The organism is Salinicola sp. MIT1003, assembly GCF_001858555.1.
Lineage (GTDB): Bacteria > Pseudomonadota > Gammaproteobacteria > Pseudomonadales > Halomonadaceae > Salinicola > Salinicola salarius.
On sequence record NZ_MCAP01000011.1, the window covers coordinates 403,271 to 416,963 of the forward strand.

A 13,693-nucleotide genomic window follows, 5' to 3' on the forward strand; every position below is an offset into this window, starting at 1 on the left:
TCCATCGATCCATGGCTCGATTGTATACGCCGCCCCTGGAGATGACAGCCTCCCGTCTTCCTCAACCCTCGACCAGCCGCCGGGCGCAGGCGTTGTGCCTGGCCACCATGGCGTCGAGATCGTGACCGAGCAGCCGGCCCCCTTCGACGCGCCGCACGCCGTTGACGATCGAAAGATCGACGTTCGGCGGCTGGCAGAACACCAGCGAAGCCAGCGGATCGTGGAGCGCGCCGCCGGCCAGCGCCAGCGAGTCGAGCCGGAAGCCGATGAGATCGGCGGCCTTGCCCACCGCGAGCTGGCCGATATCGTCCCGGCCCAGCACCGATGCCCCGCCGCGCGTGGCGAACCACAGCATCCGGCGGGCGGTGATCTCGCTCATGTCGCCCTGCAGCCGACCCAGCAGCATCGCCTGGCGCGCCTCCGCCAGCAGATGCGAGCCATCGTTGGAGGCGCTGCCGTCGACCCCCAGGCCGACGCGCATGCCGGCGCGATGCATCGCCATCACCGGGGCGATGCCGGAGCCGAGCCGCATGTTGGAGCTGGGGCAGTGTGCGGCGCCGCAGCAGTGCCCACCGAGGCGCGCGATCTCGTCGGCGTGCGGATGCACCATGTGCGCGAACCAGACATCGCTGCCGACCCAACCGACCTGCTCGGCGTACTCCACCGGCGTGCAGCCGAAGCGCTCACGACAGTAGGCTTCCTCGTCGCGGGTCTCGGCCAGGTGCGTGTGCAGATGCACGCCGTAATGGCGCGCCAGCGTGGCGCTCTCCTGCATCAGCTCGCGGGAGACCGAAAACGGCGAACAGGGCGCGACCACGATCCGGGTCATCGCCCGCTCGGAGGCGTCGTGATAGCGCTCGATGGCACGCTGGGTATCGTCGAGGATCGCCTGCTCGGATTCGACCACGCTGTCCGGCGGCAGCCCGCCCTGGGACTCGCCCACCGACATTGACCCCCGCGAGGCGTGAAAGCGCAGGCCAAGCTCGGAGACCGCCGCGATCTGGTCGTCGATGCGCGCGCCGTTGGGCCAGAGGTAGGTATGGTCCGCCGCCGTGGTGCAGCCGGAAAGCAGCAGCTCGGCGGCAGCGATCTGGCTACTGGCGTGAAGCGACTCCGGATCGAGCCGCGCCCAGATTGGATAGTGCGTCACCAGCCAGTCGAACAGCTCGGCGTTCTGCCCGGCGGGCAGATTGCGCGTCAGGGTCTGGTAGAAGTGATGGTGGGTATTCACCAGCCCCGGCAGGATCACATGGCCGCGAGCATCGATGACGACGTCGGCCGGTCCGGCTCGCTCTTCTGTCAGCGCCTCCGCCGGGCCGATGGCAACGATGCGATTGTCCTCCAGCCGGATACTGGCGTTGCGCAGCTCGCGCTCGGCATCGTCGAATGTCGCGATCAGCTCGGCGTTGCGGATCAGTGTCGTTGTCATCAGCTGCCCCGGTAGGTCGAGTAACTATACGGCGACAGCAACAGCGGCACGTGATAATGCTCGTTCGGTGCATCCACCGTGAACTGCAGCGGAATCCGGTCGAGGAAATGGCCCGGGGACGACTGGCTGGTACGTAAGCCGGATGTGTGGCCGGCCCGTAAATAGTCACCGGCGTGAAACAGCAGTTCGTAGACGCCTGCGGTGAAGTCGTTGCCTTCGAGCAGCGGCGCATCGCAGCGGCCGTCCGCGTTGGTCTTCACGTCGGCCAGACGCAGGCGCGTGCCGCCCTCCAGCCGATAGAGTTCGATGCGCAGCTCGCTGGCGGGGCGGCCCAGCGCCGTGTCCAGCACGTGAGTGGTCAGATAGCCGTGGGAAGTTTCGCTCATGAGGGCCTCGATAGGGTGGCACGCGCGGCGGGCGCGAAAACAGTGGATTGCCGAGCGTGGAAAGCGTTAGCCTCATTCAAGTGCGTTTGTATACAAAGGTCAACCGGAGTCCTCATGGCCACAATGCTTCTCTCCCCGCGCCCCAGCCAGTTGGATCGCGACGCCTTCATCGTCAGTTATGGCGAGATCTACGAACACTCGCCGTGGATTGCGGCGCAGAGCTGGGATACCGGCCTCGGCGAGGCGCAGGACACCCCAGCCGGGCTGGCCGAGCGGCTGCGCCAGCAGGTAGACGCGGCATCGCCGGAAGCCCAGCTCGCGCTGATCCGCGCCCATCCCGATCTGGCCGGCAAGGCGGCGGTCGCCGGCGAGCTGACCGACGACTCCCGCTCGGAGCAGGCCGGCGCCGGCCTGGACCAGTGCACGCCGGCAGAGTTCGCCCGCTTCGAGAAGCTCAACCAGGCCTACCGCGAGCGCTTCGACTTCCCGTTCGTGATCGCCGTTCGCGGGCTCGACCGCCACGCCATCCTCGAGGCGTTCGAGACGCGCCTGAATCACACCCCGGAACAGGAGCGTCGCACCGCCATCGAGCAGATCCACCGGATCGCGCTGCTGCGCCTGGAGCAGCGAGCCGACCGAAAGTCGTAGCCGCTGGCGCACAGACACTGGGAGAGCGAGCGGTTATCCTGAGCGCCTGACCACGGACGAACACGAGAGCGGCGACGGGTGACGGACAAAGAGCGGAATCGGGTGACAGACCAGGAGCGGATTCGGGCGACAGCGACCGATCAGCCACGACACGGCGCGGCGGAGCACAAACGCCGTTCCGTCGGCCGGCCGGCCGGCAGCGCCAAGAGCAGCGGCGGACACAGCCAGTCGCTGGTACGGGGTCTGACCATTCTGGAAGGGCTGGCTGCGGCTCCGGACGGGCTGGCACTTTCCGACATTGCCGAAGACGTCGATCTGGCGCCCTCGACCACGCACCGCCTGTTGCAGGCGCTGTTCCAGCAGGGCTTCATCACCCAGGATGTCGAAAGCGGGCTGTGGAAGATCGACGTCAAGACCTTCCGCATCGGCAACAGCTTCCTCGAAGCGCGGGATTTCGTCGCTACCGCGCGCCCGTTTCTGCGCCGCCTGACCGCCACCACCGGGGAAACCGCCAATCTCGGTATCCGCGACGACGGCATGGTGGTCTATCTCGCCCAGAGCGAATCCAAGCAGATGATGCGGATGATCACCCGGCTTGGCTCGCGGGCGCCGCTTCACGCCTCCGGCGTCGGCAAGGCGCTGTTGGCGTGGATGCCGCCTCAGGAGTTCGAGCAGATCGTGGCCGGACGCACGCTGGAGGGAGAAACGCCCAACACGCTGACCGATGTCGACAGGCTACGCGAGCAGCTGGTCGAGATTCGCCGCCAAGGCTACGCCGTCGATCGGGAGGAGCATGCCATCGGCCTCAACTGCGTTGCCGCCACGCTCCACGACGAGAGCGGCCTGCCGCTGGCCGCGATCTCAGTTTCCGGCCCGGTGGCCCGTATCGACGATTCCCGCCTGCCCGAGCTTGCCGCGCTAGTCGCGGAAACGGCCCGCGAGATCACCGCCAAGATCGGCGGCAAGACACCGACCGAACCGCCGGCGTAGCATCTGGCCCCGAATAGTGTCTGGCCCGAAACGTCGTCGAGCGCAGACACTTTTCGCCCGGGAATCCTCAGGTATTCAGGATCACCCCGCCATTCAGATGGATAGTCTGTCCGGTCATGTAGGAAGACTCCTGGCTGGCCAGATAAACGTAGGCCGGGCCCATCTCGCTGGGCTGGCCGGCGCGCTGCATCGGCACCTGCCCGCCGAAGCCCTCGACCTTTTCGTCATCGAAGCTGGCCGGAATCAGCGGCGTCCAGACCGGGCCCGGCGCCACCGCATTGACGCGAATCTCGCGATCCACCAGCGACTGCGCCAGCGACCGCACCAATCCCTGAATTGCGCCCTTGGTCGACGAATAGTCGATCAGCGTCGCGTTACCCTTGAAGGCATTGACCGATGACGTCGCGATGATCGTGTCGCCGGCGCTCATGTGCGGCAAGGCTTCACGCACGAAATAGAAGTGGCTGAAGATGTTGGTGGCAAAGGTGCGCTGCAGCTGTTCGTCGGTGATTTCGGTGACGTCGTCCCAGTCGTGCTGCTCGGCAGCGTTGTTGACGAGGATGTTGAGGCCGCCCAGCTCCCGGCGCGTGCGCTCGACCGCTTCACGACAGAACGCGGAGTCGGCCACGTCGCCCTTGAGCAGCAGGCAGCGCTGGCCTTCGGCTTTGATCAACGCCTTGGTGTCTTCCGCATCGCGATCTTCATCGAGATAGACCACGGCGCAATCGGCCCCTTCGCGGGCGTAGTGCACTGCCACGGCACGGCCGATACCGCTGTCGCCGCCGGTAATCAGCGCCACCTTGCCCTTGAGCTTGTCGGTGCCGCGATAGTCATCGCGAATGAATTCCGGCTCGGGCTGCATGTCATGCTCGTCACCCGGCTGGTGCGCCTGGTGCTGCGGGGGAAAATGCGATTCTGACATTCTGGCTCCCTCCTGAATGGAATCGAATGAACGATGGCGGCTGAATGGGTGCCGTCTCTGCTCGCCGCGGCGAATCCTCCAATGGATTGCCACGGCGCTCCCAAAGCATAGGAAGCCTGGGCGGATTCATTCAAATCCCGCTATCGGATCTTAAGCCAGGTTAACGGTATCGACGACGCTGCAGGAGGTGGCTCCCGTGGGCCGTCGGCCCGGCCGGCGAACGGGAATATTCGAGAGCCAGGACGATATCGCCGCCGGGCGTGAAGCCGGTGACGCACGGCGCTACACTATCGTCCGACCGAGCGCCCGACCGAGACCGCTACGCTCGGCCAGCCCGATTTCGTCACCTGCCGCCAACGAGGTTTCCCGATGCCCGCGCACCTGCTTTCTGTCGACTCGCTCTCCCGTGACGCCGTCGATCACCTGATCCGCATTGCCGAGCGCATGGAGCCGATCGCCCAGCGGCGCAAGGTGACCCGCATGCTCGAAGGCGCCGTGCTCGGCAACCTCTTCTTCGAGGCCAGCACCCGAACCCGCATCAGCTTCAACGCCGCCTTCTGCCGGCTCGGCGGCAGCGTCTGCGACACCACCGGCTTCACCTTCTCCTCGATGGCGAAGGGGGAATCGCTCTACGACACCAGCCGCGTCATGGGCGGTTACGTCGACGCCATCGTCATGCGCCACCCGGAGCAGGGCTCGGTGGCGGAATTCGCCGAAGCGACCCAGGTGCCGGTGATCAATGGCGGCGACGGCCCCGGCGAGCATCCGAGCCAGGCGCTGCTGGACGTCTACACCATCACCAAGGAGTTCGCGCGGCTGGGCAAGCCGCTGGCCGGCGCCCACCTGCTGCTGACCGGCGATCTGAAATACGGCCGCACCGTGCACTCGCTGATCAAGCTGCTGTCGCTCTACGAACCGCTGCGGATCACGCTGGTTTCGCCGCCGGGGCTGGAAATGCCGCAGCACCTGATCGACCTGGTGGCATCTCGCGGGCATCGCATCGAAACGCGCCCCAATCTGGCGGAGAACTTCGACGACGTGGACGTGATCTACGCCACCCGCATCCAGCGCGAGCGCTTCACTGCGGAGATGTCGGAGAGCTTCACCGAGCTGACCTCGGATTTTGTCGTCGATCGCGGCTTCCTCGACCGCCGCTGCTCGCCGACCACCATCGTCATGCACCCGCTGCCGCGAGACAGCCGCCCCGGCGCCAACGATCTCAGCACCGATCTGAACGGCGACCCGCGCCTGGCGATCTTCCGCCAGACCGACAACGGCATTCCCATGCGCATGGCGATCTTCGCCCACCTGCTGCAGGTCGAGGACCTGATCGAACAGGATCTGCGTGACGTGCGCTGGTTCGTGCCGCCGAGCTTCGGCGTCGACGACCGCACGCTCTGAATCAGCGTCGCGCCTGCCAGAACAGCGAAAACAACTCCGATTGCGAGCTGACACCCAGCTTGGCATAGAGATGCTTCTTGTGGGCGCGCACCGTCTCGATCGAGATTGCCAGACGACGGGCAATCTCCTTGGTCGAACTGCCGCCCAGCATCAATTGGCTGACTTCGCGCTCACGCTCAGTCAAGGCGTAGCGTGAATCGAAGTCAAGCTCCTTGTCCGGTTGCGGATGCCACGGATGTGGTCCGGAAGCGCCGGCTTCTTCCGGCTCGAAATGCATGCGAAGCCGCATCAGCGCCAGTATCCACGGCTGCATCAGGGCGAGACTGCCCAGCGCTTCCCGGGAAAATGGACGAGTCGAGCCCAGCGACAGGCACAATGTCCGGCGCTCATCCAGCGTCTGATTGAAGTGGATCTCGTCGGCGACGATGTTGCGCTGGAAATAGCGCTGATAGTACTCGGTGCGCGTGAAGTGCTGCGGCGCCACTTCGGCCAGCGTGAACAGACCGCAACGTTCGCGCTCGCAGGCATCGATATAGAACGGATCGAGCAGATACAGGCCACGCTGATAGTCCTGAAACAGCGCGTCGTCCGCACCGTCGTCCTCGTCGCTTTCCGCGAGGATAAGGGGTGGCTGCTGGCGGTCGAAAACCAGTGCCACCCAGGTATCGAAATGCACTTCCCTCGCCAGCCGACGGACGAGAGCCAGCCAGAAGCCGGCGCGATCCACGTTCTCCGCCAGTTGGCCGAAGGCGCGATGCCACTCCAGGCTTTCCAGCGAGGTCATCTCGACTGAGCCTGTCTCCGGCCGAGCTCGTTGGGTCATCGTTTTTTCTCTTTCAGGCCAAGCCGAGTCCCCCGATCGGGTTACCCCGCTTGCGGGATAGGCAGTGGCGCGGGATTGGGGATACTGAAGGCATCAGCTCCCGTTCCAATCACAACTTCCCGGAGTGTTCCATGCAGCTTGTCCTGGCACAACTCGCCAGCCGTGAAGGCGAAATCGAGCACAACCTCGCCCGAGCGCTCGAGGTCGTTCATGGCGTCGACGACGATACTGCGCTGATCGTCTTTCCCGAAACGCATCTGAGTGGCTTTGCCGAACCGGAGCATGTGTCCGATCGTGCCCTGACGCTCGATGGGCCGGAGCTCCAGGCATTGATCGAGGCCAGTCGCGAGCGCGATCTGGCGATCGCCATCGGCCTGCTGGAGCGAGATGGCGAGACCGTGTTCAACGCTACCGTGCTGATCACGCCCGAAGACGGTATCGCACTACGCTATCGCAAGACCCACCTGTGGCCGGACGAACGCACGCTGGTTCAGCCAGGCGATGCGCTTCATTGCCTCGAATGGCGCGGCCGATGCATCGGTCTGTTGATCTGCTACGACCTGGAATTCCCCGAGCCGGCTCGCGCGCTGGCAACCATGGGGGCCAACCTGCTGGTGGTGACCAACGGCAACATGGATCCCTACGGCCCCGTACATGCCTGTGCCGCTCAGGCCAGAGCCCAGGAAAACCAGTGCTTCCTGGCCATGAGCAACCGGGCCGGCCAGGGCGCCGGGCTCACCTTCGCCGGCGAGAGCGCATTGATCGGCCCCGATGGCGACACCCTGTTCCGAGCCGGTCGCGAGGAGACCGTTCAAGCGCTGCATCTGGACCCGGCGCGCCTCTCCAGTGCCAAACAGGATTACCACTACGCAGAGGATCGACGTCTAAGCCTCAGGGGGCATCTCGAAACCCAGGGCTCGCGGCGCAGCTGGCATTTCGACTGAACCCGTTCCGGCTCCCTGCGTTCATCACGACGACGGCTGCTAGCCGCAACGACCATAACTCGTCAAACAACCATAACTCGTAAAACAACCACAACAGGACATGACGATGTCGGAAATGAAGAAGACCCTTACCCTATCCCAGGTCGTGCTGTTCGGCCTGGCCTACATGACCCCGATCATCGTGCTCGGCACTTTCGGGGTGCTGGCAGTGGTCACCCAGGGTGCAGTGGCAGGCGCCTATCTCGCCGCGCTGGTGGCGATGCTGTTCACCGCCCACAGCTACGGCCGCATGGCCGCCGCCTACCCCGTCGCTGGCTCTGCCTACGCCTACGTTCGTCACGCCATCGATGATCGGCTGGGATTCCTCGCTGGCTGGGCCATTCTGCTCGACTATCTATTCCTGCCGATGGTGATCTGGCTGATCGGGGCGGCCTATCTGAACTCCGCTTTCCCGACCATCCCGACGGCGCTGTGGCTACTGGCGTTCATCGGCGTGACCACGGTCATCAACGTGCTGGGGCTGAAGCTGGCCAGCCTGGTCAATAGCGCCATGATGCTGATCCAGATGCTGGTGCTGGTCGCCTTCGTCGGTCTCAGTGTGCACTACATTCTCGGCGACCCGACCCAGCCACTGTTCAGCCTTACTCCCTTCCTGGGTAGCGACAATGCCTCGCTGCCGATACTGATGGCCGGTGCGGCCGTCGCCTGCTATTCGTTTCTCGGCTTCGATGCGGTGACCACGCTGACGGAGGAAACCAAGGATCCCCAGCGCACGCTGCCCCGGGCGATCCTGCTGATCACGCTGCTGGGCGGGCTGATCTTCATCGTCGTCTCCTACTGCGTCCAGCTCGCGGCGCCGGGCTTCGACTTCGCCAATCCGGACGCTGCCGCCTATACCATTGCACGCAACATCGGTGGCGATGTGTTCGTGTCGATCTTCCTGATCGGATTGGTCGTGGGTCAGTTCGCCTCGGGCATCGCCGCCCAGGCCAGCGGTGCACGCCTGATCTACGCCATGGGCCGCGACGATGTGTTGCCGCGCCGCTGGCTCGGCCGTCTGGGTCGTCATGGCACGCCCGTGGGCGGGCTGCTTCTGAGCGCCATGGTGGCCTTGCTGGCGCTGACGATGGATGTGCTTTCTGCGGCCTCGTTCATCAATTTCGGCGCTTTCCTGGCCTTTGCCCTGGTCAACCTGGCGGTGATCTTTCATTACTATCTCAAGGAGGGCCGCCGTGGCCCGAGCGATACCCTGCGCTTTCTGGTATGTCCGGCGATCGGATTCGGCGCGATCGTGTGGCTGCTGTTCAGCCTCGATCACAAAGCGGTCATGCTTGGCTCGATATGGCTACTGGCAGGATTGGGCTGGCTGCTGTGGCTGACCCGCGGCTTCCGACGCCCCACGCCGGAGTTGCATATCGACGCGTGAAGCAGCATCTTCTGTAAAGTGGGAACGGGTCCTCACCGGGTGCGGGGCCCCGTTCTCCGGCATCCATCGAGCGGCGATGCCTCGCACGCTTCTCGCAATCTCCTCGCGCCAGCCCGCCTCACATTCCCCCGTCGAAACGACGCGGCCTGCGAACACGACACGAACCATCATGCTGTCGAATATTCCATCATCCAGCCACATATCCAGCGTTCTCGATATTCCGCTATGGGATAGCCAGATCGGCTCTGAACCGGATTGTAACATCGTGAAAAATAAGGCATTAAACGGCGATAAATCGGGTTTTTCATCGCGAATTCGGCAGGGAAAAGACCAGCGAGAAGGGCTGCGTGGTTGTCGGAATTCGCGTCGTTCGGCAGAAAATGGTGTTATTAAATAGTTGACATAGACCACGGAATTGATGACACACTGAGCGAGCCACGTCACTCTGCGACATGGCAGAACCAACAATTACAAGCGCAGCGCGCAACCCAAGACGGACTTCCTATGACAGTTTATTCGTCGTCGGCGACAACCGCCTCCTGGTATCGGGATTCCATCGCCGTCGAGCTCGAGCCAGCGCTCCCGCTGGAAGGCGATCATCGCGCCGATGTCTGCGTCATCGGCGCGGGAGTTACCGGTTGCTCCGCCGCGCTGCATCTGGCTCAGCAGGGATACCGCGTCATCCTGCTCGAAGCGCTGAACGTGGGGCACGGTGCCTCCGGGCGCAGCGGCGGGCAGATACTGCCGGGCCTGGGCACCGACATACGCACCGTCGAGAACGCCCTGGGCCGATCCGCCGCCCGCGATATCTGGGAAATGAGCCGTGAAGCCGTAAGACTGACCGCCCACCTCGTCGATCAGCACCAGATTCCCTGCGAGATGTCCTGGGGCTACCTCCACGCCGCGGTCAAGCCTCGTCACGTCGTCGAGCTCCGGCAGTGGCAGGAGCGGATGGTCCGCGACTTCGACTATCACGGGCTCGAGTGGCGAGAAGGCGACGCGCTGCGCGAGCACGTCGTCACCGATGCCTACCCGGCGGCGCTCTGGGAGCGCGAAGCCGGCCACCTGCATCCCCTCAATTACACGCTCGGCCTGGCCCGAGCCGCTCAGCAGGCCGGAGCGATCCTTCATCAGTTCAGCCCCGTGGTCGATATTCGACACGGCAAGCAGGCCACCGTCGTCACCGAACGCGGCCGGGTCATTGCCGATCACGTGGTCATCGCCACCAACGCCTACGGCGACCGGCTGGTGCCCGAGATGAGCGGGCGCATCATGAGAGCAGCCAACTACATGATCGCCACCGCGCCCATGAGCGAGCAGCAGGCCGCCCAGGTGCTCCCTCGAAACGATGCATTGTCGGACACCAACTTCGTACTCGATTACTATCGCCTGTCGAGAGACAGACGCCTGATCTACGGCGGGGAGGTGAGTTACGACGGCCGCCCGCCGCGAGGCCTGGAAGCACGTACCGACGCCAAGATACGGCGCCTGTTCCCGGTGCTGAAAGAGATCGACATCGAATATCGCTGGGGGGGAGACGTGGCCATCACGATGAATCGCGCGCCGGATTTCGGCCGGCTGGCGCCCAATGTCTTCTATGCCCAGGGCTACTCTGGCCACGGAATGGCGCTGGCGGGGCTGGCCGGCAAGCTGCTGGCCGAGACCATTGCCGGGCAGAGCGAGCGCTTCGACATCTTTTCCGCCATGCCCCACCGGATGTTCCCGGGGGGGCGGTGGTTACGGACTCCCCTGCTGGTACTGGCAACCAATTTCTACAAGCTTCGCGACCGGCTGTGACGAGCGGCAAGCACGACGAGGAGTGCCCAATGACCGATTTGACGAACGCCGTGAACACCACCGAGCGCCTGGATCGAGAGGAGACTCGCGTGGCGGCGGCAGATGCGGCGGCGAGAGGCAAGCGCGGCGCTTCCTCGATCAGGATGCAGGGATTGCGCAAGCAGTTCGGACGCGATGCCATTGCGCTGGCGGGGGTCGACCTGGACATCCACGCCGGCGAATTCTTCACCCTGCTGGGGCCGTCCGGATGTGGCAAGACGACGCTGCTGCGTATCCTCGCCGGGCTGGAAGAGGCCGATGACGGCCAGCTGACGATCGGGGGCAAGGATGTCATCGATACCCCGCCGCATCAGCGCAGCGTCAACACGGTCTTTCAGTCCTACGCGCTGTTTCCCCATCTGTCGGTGCGGGAAAACCTGGCGTTCGGCTTGAAGATGCGCGGCGTCGCGGCCAAGGCGCGTGAAGCCAAGGTGGCGGAGATCGCCCAGTTCATCCAGCTGGGAGATCTGGTCGACCGCCGTATCGATCAGCTGTCCGGCGGTCAGCGCCAGCGCATCGCCCTGGCGCGGGCCCTGGTCTGCGAACCCGACGTGTTGCTGCTGGACGAACCGCTTTCAGCGCTGGATGCCGGCCTGCGCAGCCAGCTGCAGGTCGAGCTGCTGCGAGTCCAGAAGCGGCTCGGCATGACCTTCGTGTTCGTCACCCATGACCAGGACGAGGCGATGGTGATGTCGGACCGCATCGCCGTGCTCGACGACGGCCACATCCAGCAGGTCGGCCCGCCCCAGGAGGTCTACGAGCGCCCCGCCAACGCCTTCGTGGCCCGCTTCATGGGACACGGCAACCTGTATCGGATCCATCGCCGCGACGGCTCGCGCCTGAGCACGGAAATCGGCACGCTGCAGATGGACGGGGACAGTCAGGGCGAGCTGGTGCTGATGCGCCCGGAAACGCTGGATCTCGAACCGGGTCACGTCGAAGGGCCCAACCATCTGTCCGGCACCATCACGGAACGGCTCTATCGCGGAAGCCATGCGGAGTTTCGCATCCGTATCGCGGACACGACGCTGCAGGCTACCGTCAACAACCGTGGCAGGCGGCTACCGGACGTGGGGGACGAGGTGACGGTCGTCGTCGCCCCGGAAGACCTCGTGACCCTGAGCGAGTGAGACCCGACATGTCGACGAACAATATTGCGGTAATGGGACGCAGCCAGGGCATGGTCCGCGAAGCGCGTCATCTCCTGTTCACGGTGGCGCCGGGTGCCCTCTGGATCGTCATCTTCCTGGTGCTGCCAAGCCTCTACCTGATGGCCGTTGCCTTCATGTCCAACGGCCCCTATGGCCTGCCGCAGATGCCGCTGTCGCTGAACTCGTTCAAGCAGCTGGCCGGGGTCGGCTTCCTGGGCTGGAGCCCGGGCAATCTCTATACCCTGCTGCGCTCGCTGTGGCAGACCCTGGTCGCGACCGGGCTGGTAGTGCTGGTGGCCTATCCGCTCGCCTACTACATCACGACCTGCCGGGCGAAGTGGCGGCCGATCATGCTCCTGCTGGTGGTGGTGCCCTCCTGGACCAACCAGGTGATTCGCACCTTCGGCTGGATGAACCTGCTGGCACCCGGCACGCCGCTCTCCAACGCGGCCGAAGTGCTTGGCTTCATTCCGCCCAACATGGGCCTGTACCCCTCCAACTTCGCGGTGACGCTGGGGCTGGTATACAACTTCCTTCCCTTCATGGTGCTGCCGCTCTATGCCGCCTTCGAGAAGCTCGATACCGCACAGGTCGAAGCGGCGCAGGATCTCTACGCCAGGCCCGCCCGGGCGTTCTGGCACGCCGTCTTCCCGCAGACGCTGCCGGGGCTGCTGGCCGGAATCGTGCTGGTCGCGATTCCCGCCTTCGGCATGTACGTCATTCCGGAGCTGCTTGGCGGCGGCAAGGCGATGATGCTCGGCAATCTGGTCGCCACCCAGTTCTCCGGCGGTTCCAACTGGCCGCTGGGCGCGGCCGGCGCGATCCTGATGCTGATCGCGACCTTCATCGGGCTGTTCGCGATGCGGCGCATCGGCAAGCGCCTGGGTGGCGGCGAGGAGGTGGTGATATGAGAAAGCGAACCCTCAAGCGCTGCCTGACGGCCTTCTGGTGGATCACACTGGTGTTCCTGTACCTGCCGCTGGCCGTGGTGGTGCTGTTCTCCTTCAATGCCTCCAACAGCGCCGCCAGCATGACCGGCCTGTCGCTGCGCTGGTATCACCAGCTGCTCGGCAACGAGCAGATCATGGCCGCCTTCGGCAACACCCTGGTCCTGGCGATCTGCTCGTCGGTCATCGCGCTCGTCATCGGCTGCCTGATCGGCTACGGCATGTATCGCCACCGCCACCGCAAGCTCGGCTGGCTGATCGTGCCGATCTACCTGCCCATCGTGCTGCCGGACATCGTTTTCGGCATTTCCGAGATGGCCTTCTTCGTCCAGTTCCACCGGCTGACCGGGCTGCTCCAGCCGGGGCTGGGGACCATGGTCATCGCCCACGTGACCTTCCAGATTCCGTTCGTCGCGCTGATCGTCTATTCACGCTTCGTCGGGCTCGACCCGACGCTGTTCGAGGCGGCCAAGGATCTCTACGCCACCCCCGTCAAGCGCGTCGTCCACTTCATGCTGCCGACCATCAAGCCGGCGCTGATATCCGCCTTCTTTCTCTCCTTCACGCTGTCGGTGGACGACTTCGTGATCAGCTTCTTCACGGCGGGGCCGGAGAGCGCCACGCTGCCGATCTACATCTGGGGCGCGATCAAGAAAGGCGTGTCGCCCGAGATCAATGCCATCGCCACGCTGATGATCGGTGCGGTAGCGATAGCCGCCGCGATCAGCCTGTTGTTCAGCCGTAAAAACCAGCACAGTCGCAAACGTCAATCCTGACCAGAGAGCCCGCG

Annotated in this window: 14 protein-coding genes; 10 read left to right on the forward strand and 4 right to left on the reverse strand. The window is 64.5% G+C overall.

Annotated features, from left to right (window positions below; all coding sequences use genetic code 11):
* Nucleotides 1–61 precede the first annotated feature (61 nt).
* Nucleotides 62–1,429 (reverse strand): 8-oxoguanine deaminase, encoded by a 1,368-nt coding sequence (locus BC443_RS07055; protein WP_071231118.1) that lies wholly within the window; start codon nucleotides 1,427–1,429, stop codon nucleotides 62–64.
* Nucleotides 1,429–1,815, reverse strand: a complete 387-nt coding sequence (gene uraH, locus BC443_RS07060; RefSeq protein ID WP_071231119.1) for a hydroxyisourate hydrolase — start codon at nucleotides 1,813–1,815, stop codon at nucleotides 1,429–1,431. The genes BC443_RS07055 and uraH overlap by 1 nt, the downstream gene beginning before the upstream one ends.
* A 114-nt stretch (nucleotides 1,816–1,929) precedes the next feature.
* On the opposite strand from uraH, the gene uraD reads away from it, so the two are divergent.
* Both uraD and BC443_RS07070 read left to right on the forward strand, forming a co-directional pair.
* Entirely contained in the window at nucleotides 1,930–2,463 is a 534-nt protein-coding gene (uraD, locus tag BC443_RS07065) for a 2-oxo-4-hydroxy-4-carboxy-5-ureidoimidazoline decarboxylase (RefSeq protein ID WP_071231120.1), read from the forward strand.
* A gap of 102 nt (nucleotides 2,464–2,565) precedes the next feature.
* Nucleotides 2,566–3,453, forward strand: coding sequence for an IclR family transcriptional regulator (locus tag BC443_RS07070; RefSeq protein ID WP_247643235.1), 888 nt, complete (start codon nucleotides 2,566–2,568; stop codon nucleotides 3,451–3,453).
* Between the two features lie 67 nt (nucleotides 3,454–3,520).
* Here BC443_RS07070 and BC443_RS07075 read toward each other — a convergent pair whose 3' ends face one another.
* Entirely contained in the window at nucleotides 3,521–4,375 is an 855-nt protein-coding gene (locus BC443_RS07075) for an SDR family oxidoreductase (RefSeq protein WP_071231121.1), read from the reverse strand.
* 369 nt (nucleotides 4,376–4,744) lie between these two features.
* On the opposite strand from BC443_RS07075, the gene pyrB reads away from it, so the two are divergent.
* Nucleotides 4,745–5,776, forward strand: coding sequence for an aspartate carbamoyltransferase (gene pyrB / locus BC443_RS07080; RefSeq protein ID WP_071231122.1), 1,032 nt, complete (start codon nucleotides 4,745–4,747; stop codon nucleotides 5,774–5,776).
* Between the two features lies 1 nt (nucleotide 5,777).
* On the opposite strand, the gene BC443_RS07085 is transcribed toward pyrB, so the two are convergent.
* Complete coding sequence (locus BC443_RS07085; RefSeq protein WP_210766254.1) at nucleotides 5,778–6,599, reverse strand: LuxR C-terminal-related transcriptional regulator; 822 nt, start codon at nucleotides 6,597–6,599, stop codon at nucleotides 5,778–5,780.
* Nucleotides 6,600–6,730: 131 nt separating this feature from the next.
* Here BC443_RS07085 and BC443_RS07090 point away from each other — a divergent pair, with 131 nt between their 5' ends.
* The 7 genes from BC443_RS07090 to BC443_RS07115 all read left to right on the forward strand — a co-directional run bounded on the left by BC443_RS07090 (nucleotide 6,731) and on the right by BC443_RS07115 (nucleotide 13,679).
* Nucleotides 6,731–7,543: a carbon-nitrogen hydrolase family protein gene (locus tag BC443_RS07090; protein WP_071231124.1), complete on the forward strand. Its 813-nt coding sequence runs from the start codon at nucleotides 6,731–6,733 to the stop codon at nucleotides 7,541–7,543.
* A gap of 106 nt (nucleotides 7,544–7,649) precedes the next feature.
* Nucleotides 7,650–8,969, forward strand: a complete 1,320-nt coding sequence (locus BC443_RS07095) for an APC family permease (RefSeq protein ID WP_071231125.1) — start codon at nucleotides 7,650–7,652, stop codon at nucleotides 8,967–8,969.
* A gap of 169 nt (nucleotides 8,970–9,138) precedes the next feature.
* Nucleotides 9,139–9,366 (forward strand): hypothetical protein, encoded by a 228-nt coding sequence (locus BC443_RS18540; protein WP_139284259.1) that lies wholly within the window; start codon nucleotides 9,139–9,141, stop codon nucleotides 9,364–9,366.
* A 107-nt stretch (nucleotides 9,367–9,473) separates the two neighbouring features.
* A complete protein-coding gene (locus BC443_RS07100; RefSeq protein ID WP_071231126.1) occupies nucleotides 9,474–10,766 on the forward strand; it encodes an FAD-binding oxidoreductase in 1,293 nt (430 codons plus the stop codon).
* A 29-nt stretch (nucleotides 10,767–10,795) separates the two neighbouring features.
* Entirely contained in the window at nucleotides 10,796–11,935 is a 1,140-nt protein-coding gene (locus tag BC443_RS07105) for an ABC transporter ATP-binding protein (RefSeq protein ID WP_083387262.1), read from the forward strand.
* 8 nt (nucleotides 11,936–11,943) lie between these two features.
* Nucleotides 11,944–12,867 (forward strand): ABC transporter permease, encoded by a 924-nt coding sequence (locus BC443_RS07110; RefSeq protein ID WP_071231127.1) that lies wholly within the window; start codon nucleotides 11,944–11,946, stop codon nucleotides 12,865–12,867.
* Nucleotides 12,864–13,679 carry an ABC transporter permease gene (locus BC443_RS07115; RefSeq protein ID WP_071231128.1) on the forward strand — a complete coding sequence of 272 codons (816 nt, stop codon included), beginning with the start codon at nucleotides 12,864–12,866 and terminating at the stop codon, nucleotides 13,677–13,679. Before BC443_RS07110 ends, BC443_RS07115 begins: the two co-directional genes overlap by 4 nt.
* Nucleotides 13,680–13,693 lie beyond the last annotated feature (14 nt).